At 40.0% G+C, this 15923-nt stretch carries 15 protein-coding genes; 7 read left to right on the top strand and 8 right to left on the bottom strand.

Features of this window, described 5'->3' with window-relative positions; translation table 11 throughout:
* Positions 1-32 precede the first annotated feature (32 nt).
* The 5 genes from BQ2683_RS03990 to BQ2683_RS03975 form a co-directional block, all read right to left on the bottom strand.
* Positions 33-296, bottom strand: a complete 264-nt coding sequence (locus BQ2683_RS03990; RefSeq protein ID WP_069987462.1) for an HPr family phosphocarrier protein — start codon at positions 294-296, stop codon at positions 33-35.
* A gap of 245 nt (positions 297-541) precedes the next feature.
* Positions 542-1279 (bottom strand): tRNA (guanosine(37)-N1)-methyltransferase TrmD, encoded by a 738-nt coding sequence (trmD, locus tag BQ2683_RS03985; RefSeq protein WP_069987461.1) that lies wholly within the window; start codon positions 1277-1279, stop codon positions 542-544.
* Positions 1269-1790: a ribosome maturation factor RimM gene (gene rimM / locus BQ2683_RS03980; protein WP_069987460.1), complete on the bottom strand. Its 522-nt coding sequence runs from the start codon at positions 1788-1790 to the stop codon at positions 1269-1271. Before rimM ends, trmD begins: the two co-directional genes overlap by 11 nt.
* A 13-nt stretch (positions 1791-1803) precedes the next feature.
* The gene (locus tag BQ2683_RS13035; RefSeq protein ID WP_083256366.1) at positions 1804-2061 is read right to left on the bottom strand and encodes an acetate and sugar kinases/Hsc70/actin family protein; all 258 of its coding nucleotides are present in this window, start codon (positions 2059-2061) and stop codon (positions 1804-1806) included.
* Positions 2042-2578: a type III pantothenate kinase gene (locus BQ2683_RS03975; RefSeq protein WP_083256365.1), complete on the bottom strand. Its 537-nt coding sequence runs from the start codon at positions 2576-2578 to the stop codon at positions 2042-2044. The genes BQ2683_RS13035 and BQ2683_RS03975 overlap by 20 nt, the downstream gene beginning before the upstream one ends.
* A 307-nt stretch (positions 2579-2885) precedes the next feature.
* Here BQ2683_RS03975 and BQ2683_RS03970 point away from each other — a divergent pair, with 307 nt between their 5' ends.
* From BQ2683_RS03970 to BQ2683_RS03945, 6 genes are all read left to right on the top strand, one after another.
* Positions 2886-4019 (top strand): cysteine desulfurase family protein, encoded by a 1134-nt coding sequence (locus BQ2683_RS03970; protein ID WP_069987459.1) that lies wholly within the window; start codon positions 2886-2888, stop codon positions 4017-4019.
* Between the two features lie 41 nt (positions 4020-4060).
* On the top strand, positions 4061-5242 hold the full coding sequence (gene thiI / locus BQ2683_RS03965; protein ID WP_069987458.1) for a tRNA uracil 4-sulfurtransferase ThiI: 1182 nt from the start codon (positions 4061-4063) through the stop codon (positions 5240-5242).
* A gap of 62 nt (positions 5243-5304) precedes the next feature.
* Entirely contained in the window at positions 5305-6555 is a 1251-nt protein-coding gene (locus tag BQ2683_RS03960; protein ID WP_069987457.1) for a competence/damage-inducible protein A, read from the top strand.
* 18 nt (positions 6556-6573) lie between these two features.
* On the top strand, positions 6574-7500 hold the full coding sequence (srtB, locus tag BQ2683_RS03955; RefSeq protein ID WP_069987456.1) for a class B sortase: 927 nt from the start codon (positions 6574-6576) through the stop codon (positions 7498-7500).
* Between the two features lie 29 nt (positions 7501-7529).
* Positions 7530-8963 (top strand): SpoIID/LytB domain-containing protein, encoded by a 1434-nt coding sequence (locus BQ2683_RS03950; RefSeq protein ID WP_069987455.1) that lies wholly within the window; start codon positions 7530-7532, stop codon positions 8961-8963.
* 580 nt (positions 8964-9543) lie between these two features.
* Positions 9544-11058 (top strand): hypothetical protein, encoded by a 1515-nt coding sequence (locus BQ2683_RS03945; RefSeq protein ID WP_069987454.1) that lies wholly within the window; start codon positions 9544-9546, stop codon positions 11056-11058.
* 422 nt (positions 11059-11480) lie between these two features.
* Here the strand turns inward: BQ2683_RS03945 and BQ2683_RS03940 are convergent, their stop codons facing one another.
* From BQ2683_RS03940 to BQ2683_RS03930, 3 genes are read right to left on the bottom strand one after another with little or no spacing between them, the layout of a single operon-like run.
* The gene (locus BQ2683_RS03940) at positions 11481-13010 is read right to left on the bottom strand and encodes a YifB family Mg chelatase-like AAA ATPase (RefSeq protein WP_076939115.1); all 1530 of its coding nucleotides are present in this window, start codon (positions 13008-13010) and stop codon (positions 11481-11483) included.
* Positions 13000-13452, bottom strand: coding sequence for a HEPN domain-containing protein (locus BQ2683_RS03935; RefSeq protein ID WP_069987453.1), 453 nt, complete (start codon positions 13450-13452; stop codon positions 13000-13002). The genes BQ2683_RS03940 and BQ2683_RS03935 overlap by 11 nt, the downstream gene beginning before the upstream one ends.
* Positions 13445-13741 carry a hypothetical protein gene (locus BQ2683_RS03930; protein ID WP_069987452.1) on the bottom strand — a complete coding sequence of 99 codons (297 nt, stop codon included), beginning with the start codon at positions 13739-13741 and terminating at the stop codon, positions 13445-13447. The genes BQ2683_RS03935 and BQ2683_RS03930 overlap by 8 nt, the downstream gene beginning before the upstream one ends.
* A gap of 233 nt (positions 13742-13974) precedes the next feature.
* Between BQ2683_RS03930 and BQ2683_RS03925 the strand changes: the two genes are divergently transcribed.
* Complete coding sequence (locus BQ2683_RS03925) at positions 13975-15684, top strand: proline--tRNA ligase (RefSeq protein WP_069987451.1); 1710 nt, start codon at positions 13975-13977, stop codon at positions 15682-15684.
* Positions 15685-15923 lie beyond the last annotated feature (239 nt).

Here is a 15923-nt window from a genome sequence, read left to right as displayed (position 1 = left end):
AAAGTGATATGGAGCCAAATCCAAAACGCAACTTATTCAGCAAAACCGCTTTCTACTAAAGAAACCAAACCTTCCACAGCTTCTTGTTCGTCAGCGCCATCAGCAATAATTCTGATGTTGGTACCGCCTACAATACCCAGGGACAGAACACCCAGCAAACTTTTTGCGTTTACTCTGCGTTCTTCTTTTTCCACCCAGATGGAAGATTTGAATTCGTTTGCTTTCTGGATAAAAAATGTTGCTGGTCTAGCATGCAAACCAACCTGATTTTTTACTGATACTTCTTTTACGTACATAAAGACACTCCTATTAAAGCTAATTAAAAATTTTATCAAAGTGAATGGGTTCAATCAACAATCCTAATTATACGAATTATTATTCAAACCGTCAACGTCAATTATACAAAATCCGGCGGATTTTTGGAAAGATTTCATACTATGGTAATTTCTCAATCAAAACGGATGATCTGATTGTGCAACATGACTATATAGTTTTCAACCTACTATGCAAAGTAACTATATTATTTTCGCAAAAATCAAAATTAAACTTCCTTATTTTTACAATTTTTAAGAAATTTAAGGTCATTCTCCGTTAAATCTGCTGAATCCAGCATATCTGGACGTTTTTTTAATGTGCGAAGCAGCGACATCTCTCTGCGCCATTTTGCAATATTGGCATGGTGGCCGGAAAGTAGAACCTCAGGCACTTGTTTTTCATGCCAAACAGGGGGACGGGTATACTGAGGATATTCCAGCAAACCATTGAAATGACTTTCTTCCTCAAAACATTCACTGCTCGATAATACGCCTTCCTGTAGCCTTCCCACACAATCTACCAGCACTAATGCCGAAAGTTCGCCTCCAGTCAGTACATAATCGCCAATGGAAATCTCTTCATCTACAATTTCCTCAATAATACGTTCATCTACCCCTTCATAATGGCCACAGATTAGGAGCAAATGTTCCTGTTGGGAAAGCTGGATGGCTTTTTTCTGGGTTAATGGTTTCCCTTGCGGAGACATATAGATGACATGGGGGGTGTTTCCGCTCTTTTGTACAATATCCTGGTAACAGCAGTAAATCGGTTCTGCCTGCATCAACATCCCCATCCCTCCGCCATAAGGGGTATCGTCCACTCTTCGGTGCTTGTCCATGGTATAATCCCTGATATTATGGGTATAAAGCTCTAAAATTCCTTTTTTTCTGGCACGGCCAATAATACTTTCATTTAGCACCGTTTCACACATTTCCGGAAATAATGTAGCAATATCAATCCTCATCTTCAAACAATCCTTTCAAAGGTCGGATTTCCATAATGCCGTCTTTTAAATCGGTACGGATTACTACATCGGGGATTGCCGGAATTAACCGTTCTTTTTTCTGGTCGTCTGTAATATGGTAAACATCGTTTGCGCCTGGCTGGGAAACTTGTGTCAGTTTGCCATATACTTTACCAGTATCAACATTTTTTACTGTCAGCCCAATTAAATCCTGAATAAAATAGGTATCTTCTGGCAGCTCTAACTCTTCCCGGTCAATATATAATATGCAGTTGCGCATTTTTTGTGCCTGTTCCATAGTATCTATGCCTTGGAGTTTGGCAACCACTACATTTTTGTGGACACGGGCGGACTCCACCATAATACTATTTTTTCCTTGTTTATCAAGATAAAAGGAATCAAACTCCGTTAAAAATGCAGAATCGTCGCACCAGGGTTGAATGCGAACTTCCCCTTTGATGCCATGGGTGGACACAATCTGTCCTGTTTCTAAAAATCTCTGGTAAGCCATAGTTCACCTCATACTATTTTGTGTTTTTTTCATATAAAATCAACAATCCATCCATTAACAGACTGGGATCATAGGTAACGGGATATTTACATAAGCGGATAATTGGCTCCGCTTGTTTTCCTGTTACCACGACTGTCAAACCTTCTCCTAATATTTCCTGATGTCGTTGGATTAATCCATCTAACAGGCAAGCATTTCCATATAGAATTCCTGCCTGCATAGCGGATACTGTATTGGAACCAATAATCGAATCAGGGCATTCTTTCTTCAATGCTGATTTGCGGCAGTTGGGCTGCCGTTGTACACAGGGCTTCCAGTGAACTGGATACACCGGGGATAATACAGCCGCCAATAAACATCTTTTTTTCGTTGAGTACCGAAACCGTTGTAGTGGTATTCATGTCTACCACCATAATAGGAGCAGGATATTTCTTTAGGGCAGCAACTGCATTGCATACACGATCGGCTCCCAGTTGTGCTGGATTTTCAATCCTCAAATTCAAACCAGTTTTAATACCGGGGCCAACCACCAGTATGTTTGCTTTGGTGAGTTTCTTTACTGCCTGTTTTACGACACTTGCCAAAGGAGGGACTACCGAAGACAAAATAACTCCTTCTATGTTAGAGCCGCTTAATCCGTGTAAATCCAATATCGACCGGATTGAAATCGCGTATTCGTCTGCTGTTCCTTCTAATTCTGTACGCAGGTAAGACTGGAACAGTTTGCGGTGGTGAGATGTCCCACATAAAATAAGATTGGAATTTTCAATGCAGATTGCTAACACCATGGAAAGAATCCCCTCCTCTGGATTTGATTGTAAAAATAAAAAGTATTCCTGTCAACATTATAAAGCAAACCGGGGAAAAGTCAAATCACATTCATAAAATTAACATGTTATACAGTAGATTTTGAACAAATGATGTAGTATAATAATATACACTAATATTAGTGTATATTATTTGTATTCTCAGATATTTGGCAATATAAAGTAAAATATCAGAATAGTTTTGAAATGATAGTGTAAATTCATGTACAATATTGGTCAAAAGTTAGGGATAATTTATTAGAATAATAAGGAGTCGAGTTCATTACCTATGGTTTATTTGGACAATGCTGCCACCACAAAAGTGCGTCAGGAAGCAGTGGACGCTGCTGTAAATGCTATGGAAAAACAATATGGCAACCCATCTTCTTTACATAGATTTGGTTTGGAAGCGGAAAACATTGTTACCGCTGCGAGAAAAACCATTGCGAAAACGTTGGGATGTACACCGGCAGAACTATTTTTTACTTCTGGTGCGACCGAAAGCAGCAATTTGGCGATATTGGGTGGTACAAAGGCAATGCGCCGCCGTGGGAACCGAGTAGTTACTACCACAGTGGAACATCCGGCCACTGGACATCCATTTGATGAATTGGAAAAGCAGGGGTTAGAAGTAATACGGATATCCCCAAGGGAAAATGGGAAGTTCGCCCCGGAAGATTTTGTGGAAGCTGTCAATGATCAGACCATTTTGGTTTCCTGTATGTATGTGAATAATGAAACAGGGTTGATTTTACCTATTGATGAAATTGGAAAGAAAATAAAACGGAAAAGTCCTAATTTGTTGTTCCATGTAGATGCTGTACAGGCGTTTGGAAAACTGCCTTTCCAGGTTGGGAGAATGCCGGTAGACATGATGAGCATTAGTGGACATAAAATTTATGCGCCAAAGGGGATTGGTGCTCTTTATCTTAAAAAAGGGGTGCGAGTACTGCCTAGGAATTTAGGAGGAGGACAGGAAAAAGGTTTGCGTTCTGGTACGGAATCCGTTCCAATGATTGCCGGATTTGGCACGGCTATTCAAGCGATTGCCCCCTCCATTCGGCGTAATTTATCCTATTATCAAGAATTGAACCACTATTTGCGGGAACAGATGGAAGGAATACCAGGAATTGTTTGGAATTCCCAGCTAGATGATGCCCCGTATATTTGCAATTTTTCTGTGTTGGGAATCCGTTCTGAAATAATGCTACATTTTTTAGAGCAGAAAGAAATCTATGTATCCAGTGGTTCTGCCTGTTCCAAAGGGGCACACAGTGGTGTACTCAGCGAACTAGGATGCTCTGACCAGCAAGTGGATTCTGCATTGCGGATAAGTTTTAGTTATGAAACTACCAAACAGGATTTGGATTGTCTGATTGCAGGGCTTCAGGAAGGTATGGCTACCCTAGCAAGACAGAAATAATGTGAATCCATCATAAAAACGGAAAGGATTATGATATAGAAATGAAAGAAATTATTTTGTTGAAAGAAGGGGAGATTGCCCTGAAGGGATTAAACAGGGCAACCTTTGAAGATATTTTGGTGAAAAATGTAAGGTATCGCTTAAAGGATCTGGGAAAATTTAAATATACCCGTGCCCAGTCCACTATATATGTCCGTCCAGAAGAAGATACCTGTGATATGGATGAGGCTGTAGAACGGATCAAAAGCATTTTTGGGATTGCAGCTTTTTCCCGTGCCGCTATTGTGGAAAAAGACTTTGAGTATATTAAGACAAAAGCGGTAGAGTATGTAGCGGAGGAACTCGAAAATGCCAGAACCTTTAAGGTAGAGGCAAAACGTTCTGATAAAAGTTTCCCAATGAAAACGCCGGAAATCACACGGGAATTAGGTGGATATTTGCTCTCAAAATTCCATCATTTAAAGGTGGATGTTCACAATCCAGATGTCGTTGTGATGGTGGAAATCCGGGATTTTGCTGCTTATGTTTACGCAAAACGTTACCAGGGCGCAGGCGGTTTGCCTGTTGGCAGCGGTGGAAAAGCGATGCTGCTGTTGTCCGGTGGGATTGATAGCCCAGTAGCGGGGTATATGATGGCAAAACGTGGATTGAAAATCAGCGCGATCCACTTTATTAGCCCTCCTTATACCAGCGACCGTGCGAAACAAAAGGTAGAGGAATTGTGTGAACTCTTGACCCCTTACTGTGGGGATATCCAGTTTTACTGTGTTCCATTTACAAAAATCCAGGAAGAAATCCGGGAACACTGTCCAGAAGAATTTTTCACAATTATTATGCGTCGCCTGATGATGAAAATTGCCCAGAAAATTTGTGCAAAAAATGAATCCCAAGCATTGATTACCGGAGAAAGTGTGGGGCAGGTTGCCAGCCAAACATTACACGCCCTTGCTACAACCGATGCGGTTTGTGAGATACCGGTTTTACGTCCTCTTATTGGAATGGACAAAACAGAGATTATTGCGATTGCCAATCAAATTGGCACATTTGAAACTTCGATCCAGCCATATGAAGATTGCTGTACCGTCTTTACCCCAAAACATCCAAAAACACGGCCACAGTTAAAATTTGTAGAGTTGGCGGAATCCAAATTTGATTTTGAACCATTGTTGGACGAGGCAGTAGAAAATACTACCATGGAAGTTAAACGGATGGAATTATATTAATGGAAAAGAGAAGAAAACGATCTGTATTAGAAAGATAAAAACAGTCCACAGGGGGTGGAAGAATGAATGCCGAATTAATTGCCGTTGGTACAGAGATTTTGCTAGGGGATATTTTAAATATTCACGCAAAATTTTTATCCAATGAGCTGGCAGAATTGGGAATCAACCTGCTGTACCACACAACGGTTGGCGACAATAAACAGCGTTTACAGGGAATCGTCGCACAAGCGCTTCAGCGCAGCGATTTAATTGTAGTAACTGGAGGGCTTGGCCCAACAAAAGATGACTTGACCAAAGAAACCGTTTGTGAACAGATGGGGGTCCCGCTGGTACGGGATGAACAGACCGTCCATAGGATCAAAGATTATTTTCAAAGGCTTGGAAAAGAGATGCCGGAAAACAACCTGAAACAGGCATTGCTTCCTGAGGGTGGGACAGTATTCCAGAATCAACATGGAACTGCACCAGGGATGGCTGTACAAAAAAATGGAAAGACCGCAATTTTATTGCCAGGGCCTCCTTATGAGCTGGTTCCAATGTTTCAGGAACAGGTACGCCCTTATTTGATGCAGTTTACAGATTCTATGATTTTATCCCATAGCCTGAGGATTTTCGGCTTAGGGGAATCCCGTGTGGATGAACTTTTGGATGAATTGCTGGACAACCAAAACCCTACGGTAGCTCTTTATGCAAAGCGGGGAGAAGTACTGGCAAGGATTACTGCGAAAGCGGAAACAAAAGAGAAATGTGAAGAAATGGTTTCCCACATGGTGGAACAGGTGAAACAGCGTGTCGGAGAATATGTATATGGCATGGATGTCTCCAGTTTGGAGGAAGTGCTGGTAAAACAGTTGATCCAGCACAATAAATCCATCGCTTTAGCGGAAAGCTGCACAGGTGGAATGGTGGCAGAAAAAATCACCTCTATTCCAGGTTCCAGCCAGTGCTTTTCATATGGGATTGTGTCCTATGCCAACCGGGTCAAAGCGGAAGAACTGGGAGTAGACCCAACTACATTGAAAACCTATGGTGCTGTAAGCCACCAGGTAGCGGAACAGATGGCCAGTTGTGCCAAGCAGCGAGGGCAGGCTGATATTGGTATTGGAATTACTGGTATTGCTGGGCCAGATGGTGGAACAGCGGAAAAACCTGTGGGTTTGGTATATGTGGGGGTTGCGTTTCACAACCAGGTCCGTTCGATCGAATTACATCTGAGCAGAGGATTACCGGATGAACGGCAGGATATTCGGCAGCGTACTGCAATGCACGTCCTTAGTTTAGCACTAAACGTTTTAAATCAGGAATTAATCTAATTAAAGGAGAAAACCAATATGAGTGATACTACTGCAAAAAAACCATCATGGATCAAACGTTTTTTTAAGTATTTCCTTCCTTGGAAGGGTGACCGCCCAGGAGAAGTAATCCGTAAAATTGTATTATTGGTCGCTTTGATTGTATTTATTGGTTCAGCGATTTATATTGCGGATTATTACTGGACTCGCCACAAATCCGATGTACTTTATGACCAGGTAGCTACTCTATATGATAGAGATAAAGATACAACTGCAAATGCTGATCCAGAGGAGGAACCAGTTAACCTTCCACCAGGATATAATGCAAAATTTGCTGATTTATACCAGATTAATCCGGATATTAAAGGATATATTGAAATTCAGGGAACCAATCTTTCTTTCCCAGTTGTACAGGGAAAAGACAATGATGAATACTTATACCACAATATCTATAAAAAATACGATATTTATGGGGTACCATTCCTGGATTACCGTTGTACTTTGGAACAGGATAAAACCAGCAACAATCTGCTAATTTATGGCCATCATATGAACGGAAAAAGGGTGTTTGGACAGATTACAAACTATAAGGATTTGAGTTTTTACCAGCAGCACCCAATTGTAAATTTTGACAGTGTTTATGAAGAAGCGGATTGGAAGATTATTTCTGTCTTTTTGGCAGATCCGGAAGACCAATCCTTCCAATACCAGAACTTTTTAGATATGGATGAGCAAACATTTAACAGCTATGTACAACAGGTTCGTGACCGGTCTTACTTTGATGCAGATGTGGATGTACAATACGGAGACCAGCTTTTGACCCTTTCCACCTGTTCTTACGAATTTACAGATGCACGTACAGTATTGGTAGCTCGTAAAGTCCGTGAAGGGGAAACTTCGGATGTCAATGTAAAAAATGCGGCAGTGAATAGCGATGCTGTTTATCCTGCAAAATATAAAGGCTAGTTGATACATAATTACAGAAAGGGATTGCCATGAAACGATGGATTTTGAGCGGTATTTCCTGTTTGTGCGCAACAACGGTAGGAGTATTTGGTGTGTTAGTGGCATACCGTACTTCCCAACCAGTAGAACCTACCTCCGCGGAACTACAGAAAATTTCCGATTCCATTACATCACAATATGCTTCTGAACCCATCAAAGATCCAGATGATTTGGAGTATATTACAATGAGTACTGAAGAGCTGGTGGAATCTTTGCCACCAGAATCTTTTGAGAATGTTTCTTCTACGAAAAATCAATTTTCTTCCCAGGAATATATTCCTCCCAAAACTACAGAACAAAATGCTGCTCCGCAGTACAGTCAGGTTACTGTGGATGATACAAAAGATAATCCTTCCAGTATGCAAAGCGCAGCTTCTTCTACTGGAGGTACAGGTTCTATTATTGCCAGCAGCATTCCAGCTCAGAGCTCGCAACAGGAGATAAATTCCCAAGATTCTTCTAGTAGTGGAGATCCTTCAGTGGGATCATCTTCACAGGAAGAACCCTCCCAACCAAGTAGTAGTTCAGAACCAAGCTCTGTTTCCCCACCTCCTTCCTCAAGTTCCAGTGAACCACTTTCTTCTAATTCTTCATCAGAAGAATCGTCCCAAACTCCTGTTCCGCCAGGCGGTGGGGATTACGAAAATAATCCTCAATGGATGTTGGTAAGTTTTAAAGGAAAACAGGATTATTATTTATCAAGTGAAATTCTACCATTTTATGTGGAGACGGAAATGTCTTCTAGTTGGTCAACAGAAGCATTGAAGGCACAAGCAGTAGCTAGCCATACCTATGCGCAATATAAAGCAATGAATGGACAAGCAGATGTAGTGCCAACCAATAAAAAACCCAGTGAAAAAGTAAAACAGATTTGCAAAGAAGTTGCGGAAGAAATGGTCTACTACAATGGCAAGCCAATTAATGCCATGTATACTGCTGCGATGGCTTCTTACAGCAGAAACTCTAAAGATGTATTTGGTGGTAGCTTACCTTATTTAGTTAGTGTTCCCAGTGAATATGAATCGCTTGGAAGCAACTGGGACTACAAAAGGGAAGTATCCAAAGATAAATTCCGTCAGTATTTAGAAAACTGGTTTGGTACAACTGACCTTGGATTAGATGGAGATATTTCTGGATGGATTAAAATCATCAATTATACAGCGGATGGATATGTGAATCAGGTTCAGGTTGGAAACCGAATGATGACAGGATGGGAATTATATAAAGCAACTGGCTGGGGAAGCGGTGTAAGAAGTGCCTATTTTTCAGTAGAAACCTCTGGGGATACCTTTATTTTTACCACTCGAGGATATGGACATTGCGTCGGAATGAGCCAGTGGGGAGCACATTTATACGCCCGTGAGGCAGGATGGAACTATAAACAGATTTTAACCCATTACTATAGTGGCACACAAGTTTATTAATATGACAAAAGAGAGAGGCACCTACTATGTTTTGCCTCTCTCTTTTTGTAGTTTTTTGTTTTCTACTAAGAAAGTATAGACCATTTCATCTTATAAATGATATAAACAATATCAATAAATCATTGCAAAGAAGTTTTATTGATTGCTGAAGACTATATTGTCTCCAAATAATATTGGAACATTTTTTAGAAACAATAATTATTTGTAAAAGGACGGTCATTATTCCTATCTTTATGTGCAGTAAAACTATTGTAAAAGGGGGATTTATATGTTATATCATACAATCTTTTATAAAATTACTTTGAAGATTCTACTGTAAAGTACTTTATTGGATAAAACTAATTTTTGGTAAATTGGTTTGACATTTTAAAAATAAAAAACAAGGATTTTGTACAATTGGATTTGGTAAAATCAATTGTTATCGTTTTATTTTAGAAGGAATGACAAAATTACAATTGTTTTTTAATGAAAAATCCCGTTTTTTACGGAAAAAAGTAAAACATACTGTATTATCTGAAATAGTATGGTATAATAATCAACATAGTATGATTGATATTAATAAAAAGGAGATCCTATTGATATGAATGATGAAAATAAAAACAATCCAAACCGGTCGGATCATATGGAAGATATTTTTTCCAGTAATACCATTCCGCCAATAGAACCTGAAAAACCGGAACAAGGACAAATACCAACTCCGGATGTGGCACCTACTACAGCATTTATCCCACAGCAGACACAGCCAATACCGGATCAAATGCAACCAACCACTCAAATCCCTCCAGTGAATCCACCTTATCCTCCAATAAACCAGCCTTCTCAACCATATACGACCAATATGGTACCTCCAACAATGGGGTATTCCCCTGAGGGAATGCCTCTTCAAACTCCAGGGGCTATACCCCCACCTCCACCAAAAAAACCATTGAGTTCCAAAGCAAAAAAAGGAATTATATTTGGCTCTATTGGCGGCGGTGTATTAATTATTGTTGCCATTATTTTATGTATTGTCCTGCTTGGCGGTGGGAAAAAATTTGACCTTGGAAAATATTATATGATATCGGTACAAGGGATGAATGGTAACGCAACTGCAGAAGTAATTACTAATGATTCGATTACGGATACAGAATTGATGAAAGACCTGGGGTTAAAATCCAACCAATATAGTGAACTGGTGAATTACGCAGGGTTTTTCCAATCGGTATCCGCTGAGCTTTCAAAAACAGAAGGGATTAGCAATGGGGATACCATTGAAGCTACATTGACTTATGATGAAGATTTGGCAGAAGAACTACATATTAAAATTAAAAATAGCAAATTGAGCCTTCAAGTAAAAGGACTAAAAGATGGTACAAAAATAGATGTTTTTGAGGATTTACAGGTTACTTTTACCGGTATTGCACCAAAAGGAGAAGTTGAGATTGTCAATAACAGCACAGATGATTTTGTAAGTGACATCTACTTTTCAGCAGATAAAACCAGTGGTTTGAGCAATGGGGATGTTGTAACAATTACCGCAAATTACGATAAATATCAAGCACAAGATGAATTGTTGGTTGTCACCCAAGAAACAAAAGAATTTACGGTAGAAGGGTTGAGCGAATATCTAACCAGTGCAGAACAAATCACCGATGAGGTGCGGGCAGCCTTGGATAATAAAGCAAAAGAGGCTGTAAACGCATCTTTGGCAGAATCTTGGTCCACTTATTATGAAAAATTTTCCGATAAATATTACTACAGTACCAATAAAATTTCTGTCAGTGATCCTGTGATCTCTACCCAAAGCTTACTGGTTGGAAAAGATCCAGAAGGATATTATTGGGATGGATATAACCGTCTTATTTATATCTATCAAGTAACGATTGATATTAGTTCTGATTCTACCTTTGGGGATAAACCAGATGGACCAAAAACCGGTTATATCGCAGTTGCATTATCCGATATTTGTATTTTAAATGGTGAAGTTGTGGTGGATAATGTAGAGAAACCTTCTCCATATGGGGATTGTTCTACCAACAATGTTACTTTAATTGATGAACTGATTAACGCCAATAAAGTAGAATATAATGTGATTGATATAAAACCTGCGGCATAGTGTTGTCGGCCAAATAAAATTTTATAATAACAAATAAGCACCTAGTTAACTAGGTGCTTATTTGTTTAGTAAAATGGTTAATTGCTGGATATTAAAGGCTTTTTACTTAAAGTATCAATAAAAATAAGCAATGAAAAAATCATAAGACAAGAAAGTTCGTGGCGGAAACAGGAATGCCAGTAGTTTATTTCTTAAACTTTTAAGACGATTATTCACTACCTTCGAAATCAATCGAAAGCTATCAATTCATAATGGTATTGATTCCTTAAATAAATGTAAGCGATAAAAATAACAACATCAATGATAATAGAACAGAGTATGTAATGCTATGAGAAAAGGATATTTTGTTCATCTAGAAATAGGTTGCTTTAATCGCAATATATAATTACTAGATGCATGGTTAGAGTGGTAGAAATTTAACTTTAATAAGCGGACCAATATTTTCGATCAAGGCTACGGTACTGGATGGCCTCAAAAATGTGCTCCTGTTGGATAACATTTTGGTTTGCTAAATCCGCAATGGTTCGGGAAACTTTTAAAATACGGTCATAAGCTCTGGCGGATAAACTCATTTTTTCAAAAGCCTGTTTTAATGTTTGTTTCGCCTGATTAGTCATAACACAGAATTTTTCCAAGTCCGCAGTAGGAAGCATAGCATTACAATAATACCCCAATTCCTGATACCGGTTTTGTTGTATCTTTCTGGCTTTTTCTACTCTTGCACGAATATCACGGGATGGTTCCGCCTTTTCCTGGGAAGAAAGCTGATCGAATTCCACTGGAGCAACTTCAATATGTAAATCCAAACGGTCCAGTAACGGCCCGCTAATTTTATTGAGATAATGACGTACTTTGCTGGCGGAACAACTGCATTCCCTAGTTGGGTGGCCGTAATAACCGCATGGGCAGGGATTCATAGCGGCGATAATCATAGTGGAACATGGATAGGAAACCGTAATGTTTGCTCGGTTGATCTGAACAACACGGTCTTCTATCGGGGCACGTAAAACCTCTTTGGCGTCCCGGTGGAGTTCTGGCAGCTCGTCTAAAAAGAGCACTCCGTTGTGGGCAAGGCTGATTTCGCCTGGTTTTGGTGGGATTCCTCCTCCTGTTAAACCAGAAGCGGAAATGGTATGATGAGGGCTACGGAATGGTCTGACTGTGGTTAAAGCACAATTTTCTGGAAGGATTCCCGCAATGGAGTGGATTTTTGTGGTTTCAATTGCTTCCTCAAACGTCATTTTGGGCAAGATGGAGGGAAGGCGTTTTGCCAACATGCTTTTTCCAGAACCTGGTGGACCAATCAGTAAAGCATTGTGACCGCCCGCCGCGGCGATTTCCAAAGCTCGTTTTGCGATTTCCTGCCCTTTTACATCCGCAAAGTCGGGTAAATTCTGTTCTTGTTGGGAAAAGTCTATCGAGAATTGGGCTGGTTCCAGCGAAGTGGCTTGTGCTAAGAATGAGGTTAATTTGGTAACAGAGTCTACGCCATAGACTTGAACCCCTTGTACTACACTGGCTTCCTTGATATTCTCCAGTGGGACAAAAATTCTTTGGAACCCCAATTGTTTTGCGTGAAGTACCATTGGCAGAATACCATTGCAACGCCTGATTTCTCCACCTAAAGATAACTCTCCGATAAAGATATCGTTGGTATTATTGTAATTTAATTGCCCTGTTGCCTGTAATAATCCAATCAAGATAGGCAAATCGTAGATAGGACCAGTTTTTTTGGTGTTTGCAGGTGCCAAATTGACTGTAATCCTGCGGGCGGGAAGTTCATAGCCACAATTTTTCATGGCAGCCCGCACTCTGTCTTTGCTCTCTTTGACAGCGGCATCTGGTAGCCCGACAATTTCAAATGCTGGCATCCCATTGGCGATATCTACTTCAATTGTTACATGGTATGCGTCCAAACCAATTAATCCAATGCTATTGATGCTACATAACACTTGCCGTTTCCCCTTTATTTTGTTTTTGTGTGGATTGTTTAATCTCCTGATAGATAAAATCGTTCATATCCTGTGCCATTTTTAAAACGGATTCCATTTGTTTTTGATTAAATTCCAAGGGAAAATCCCCTGGATAACGGGTTTCAATATAATAATGGTTTAAGTTGGCGCTTTCGTCCAGCCATTCCACAAATTTTTGGTCGTGTTTTACAGCTTGTTTACACAGCCAGGTAAGGTTATGCCCATCTACCAAGCGATGGGTTTTAAAAATAACATACGCCTTTAATGCTTTTTCCGCACATTGTTGACAGTGGAAAGCACAACTATCATAAAGGCGGGGGTCAGTAAATAGGAGCTCGGCCGCCAGACGATCCTGGTAAGCTGCGTCAATCCAGTCTTCGTAATCTTTACTGTCCCGGGACCAGCTTCCTCGTCTAGCCATATAATACAACCCCCTTTTGAATTGCCCGTTCTGCCAGAGAGTTTTGGGTATGGCTCAGTTCTTCCCATTGTGTTGGGCTGTATACGACTAAATCAAAAGGAATCTCGCAGTCAATATTGAGGTACAGGTCATGGCTTAACCCTTCTGAATGGTCGGCGATGACAATTAGTTTAAAGCTGGATAACTCATCTTTTACATTGTGTTTCCAGCTAAACAAGATAATTTTATTTGGATGGCAGTACTCAATAATTTCCTTTGTAACTTGTTGGATATATTCATTATGAATCATAAAAACCGCATCCTTTCTGACTGGTACTCTTTTAGTATTATTATAAGCCGTGTTTTTACTGTTTGCAACAAATTTTTCCAAAAGCTTGTTAGATAACTGTTTTTGCAGCAGTATTCTACAAAATCATTTATTTTGCAGGAAATAAAATAGATTAGCCAAGGAAAAATACTTGAATTTCCTGCCATAAAATGATATCATAAATTTAACTCATCAAACAAAAGGGAGAATGGATTATGTTATTAAGCCAATTGTTAGGGGAACGGTATCGTGAAAAACCTTCTGATGCTAGTATTCCAAGCCATATATTTATGTTAAAAGGCGGTTATATTCGTCAAGTTGCCAACGGTATTTTTTCTTTATTGCCACCAACGAAACGAGTAACGAGAAAGATTGAGGAAATTATCCGCCAGGAAATGGACCGTATCGGCGGCCAGGAAGTATTGTTCCCAGTGGTGCTGCCACGTGATTTATGGGATGAATCCGGCCGTTATGACTCTGTTGGAAGTGAATTATTGCGGTTTACAGACCGTTCCGGTGCAGGATGCGTACTCGGTATGACCCACGAGGAAGCCGCTGTGCATTTGGCGCGTTCTGAAGCAAAGAGTTATCAAAAGTATCCCTTTATGATTTATCAGATCCAAACCAAATTCCGTGATGAACCACGGGCAAGGGGTGGATTAATCCGTGTACGTGAGTTCACCATGAAGGACGCGTATTCTTTCCATACTTCCCAGGAAGATTTGGAACGTTATTATAAAATCTGTTTTGAAGCATATGAACGTATTTTTGCCCGTTGTGGTGTGCCAGAAGTAATTTCTGTTACTTCGGATAGCGGCATGATGGGTGGCGCGGTAGCAGATGAATTTATGCTATTGTGCGACGCTGGGGAAGATACCATTGTAACCTGCCCTCATTGTGGTTATCGTTCTAATATGGAAGTAGCTGAATTTGAGCATGAAGCCATTGAACGTCCAGAGAGCGAAATTCAAAAAGTAGCGACTCCAGGAGTAAAAACAATTGATGAACTGGTTGCGTTTTTTGAAGGCAAAGTTCCACCACAACAGATGATTAAAGCTACAGTGTTTGCTGTGGAAAACAGTGATAGAGTGGTAATTGTATTTATCCGTGCTGATTATGAGGTAAACGAGGCAAAATTGCGCCGTATTGTTGGGGCGAATGTATTTCCATTAACGGATTATTCTGATGTTGATTTGGCGTTTGGTTCTTTGGGGCCTTATCAATTGAATCCAGGAAAATGCGAAGTTTACTATGATGAAACCATTGCCCATGCCAATGATATGTCCTGTGGTGCCAATGAGGATGGCTATCATTATACTGGCGTGTGTATGGACCGTGATATTAAACCAGAAAAATATATTGATGTGGCAAAAGTAATTACAGGCTCCAAATGTGCAAAATGCGGCCAGGAGTTAAAATTAAGCCGTGGTGTTGAAGTGGGGAACATCTTCCAATTGGGTACCAAATACACCGAAAGTATGGGAATGACCTATACGGACAAAGATGGTACACAGAAAACTCCAATTATGGGATGTTATGGTATTGGTGTTGGACGTTTGGCTGCTTGTATCATTGAAGCGCATCACGATGAAAATGGCCCAATTTGGCCTTACGCCGTTGCTCCTTGGCAGATTCACATTTGTGCGTTAAGCAATAAGAAAATGGATGTTATGCCAATTGCCAAAGACTTATATGATAAATTAGGCGGACAGTATGAAGTGGTATTGGATGACCGTGGAGCAAACGCAGGGGTTCAATTTGCGGACGCTGATTTGTTAGGGATTCCAATCCGGATTGTAGTAGGAGTAAAAAATGCCCAGAATGGACAAGTAGAAATTTCTACCCGCGATAAATCTATCCAGGAAGTTGTAGATATTGCGGATGTCCCTGTTAAGATTGCGGAAATTGTAGAAAAGATAAAATAGTATCTAAACAGAGGGGCAATATTACCTGCACAGGTTCGTACAAAACAAACATAGAAAGTAAAACCTCCTATGATAGAATAAAAACTATCATAGGAGGTTTTTTACGCCAAGAAGCTACAGAAACATAAGTATGTATCAAATTGAAATAATCAAATTAAGAACGCAGGGATTTAGAGGACAAGAAATTTACCAAAAATTAGGATCTAATAAAAAACAGTATGAAAATTTCATAACAAGAT

Origin of the sequence: Massilioclostridium coli, from assembly GCF_900095865.1 — a bacterium.
Taxonomy (GTDB): Bacteria; Bacillota; Clostridia; order Oscillospirales; family Ruminococcaceae; genus Massilioclostridium; species Massilioclostridium facile.
The sequence above is the reverse complement of the archived record's forward strand: the minus strand, read 5'-3'. Positions and strand labels throughout refer to the sequence as shown.

Coding starts and splice junctions, on each gene's coding strand:
- BQ2683_RS03990 (WP_069987462.1), bottom strand. CDS start 296: ATGTACGTAAAAGAAGTATCAGTAAAAAATCAGGTTGGTTTGCATGCT.
- trmD (WP_069987461.1), bottom strand. CDS start 1,279: ATGAGGATTGATATTGCTACATTATTTCCGGAAATGTGTGAAACGGTG.
- rimM (WP_069987460.1), bottom strand. CDS start 1,790: ATGGCTTACCAGAGATTTTTAGAAACAGGACAGATTGTGTCCACCCAT.
- BQ2683_RS03975 (WP_083256365.1), bottom strand. CDS start 2,578: ATGGTGTTAGCAATCTGCATTGAAAATTCCAATCTTATTTTATGTGGG.
- BQ2683_RS03970 (WP_069987459.1), top strand. CDS start 2,886: ATGGTTTATTTGGACAATGCTGCCACCACAAAAGTGCGTCAGGAAGCA.
- thiI (WP_069987458.1), top strand. CDS start 4,061: ATGAAAGAAATTATTTTGTTGAAAGAAGGGGAGATTGCCCTGAAGGGA.
- BQ2683_RS03960 (WP_069987457.1), top strand. CDS start 5,305: ATGAATGCCGAATTAATTGCCGTTGGTACAGAGATTTTGCTAGGGGAT.
- srtB (WP_069987456.1), top strand. CDS start 6,574: ATGAGTGATACTACTGCAAAAAAACCATCATGGATCAAACGTTTTTTT.
- BQ2683_RS03950 (WP_069987455.1), top strand. CDS start 7,530: ATGAAACGATGGATTTTGAGCGGTATTTCCTGTTTGTGCGCAACAACG.
- BQ2683_RS03945 (WP_069987454.1), top strand. CDS start 9,544: ATGAATGATGAAAATAAAAACAATCCAAACCGGTCGGATCATATGGAA.
- BQ2683_RS03935 (WP_069987453.1), bottom strand. CDS start 13,452: ATGGCTAGACGAGGAAGCTGGTCCCGGGACAGTAAAGATTACGAAGAC.
- BQ2683_RS03930 (WP_069987452.1), bottom strand. CDS start 13,741: ATGATTCATAATGAATATATCCAACAAGTTACAAAGGAAATTATTGAG.
- BQ2683_RS03925 (WP_069987451.1), top strand. CDS start 13,975: ATGTTATTAAGCCAATTGTTAGGGGAACGGTATCGTGAAAAACCTTCT.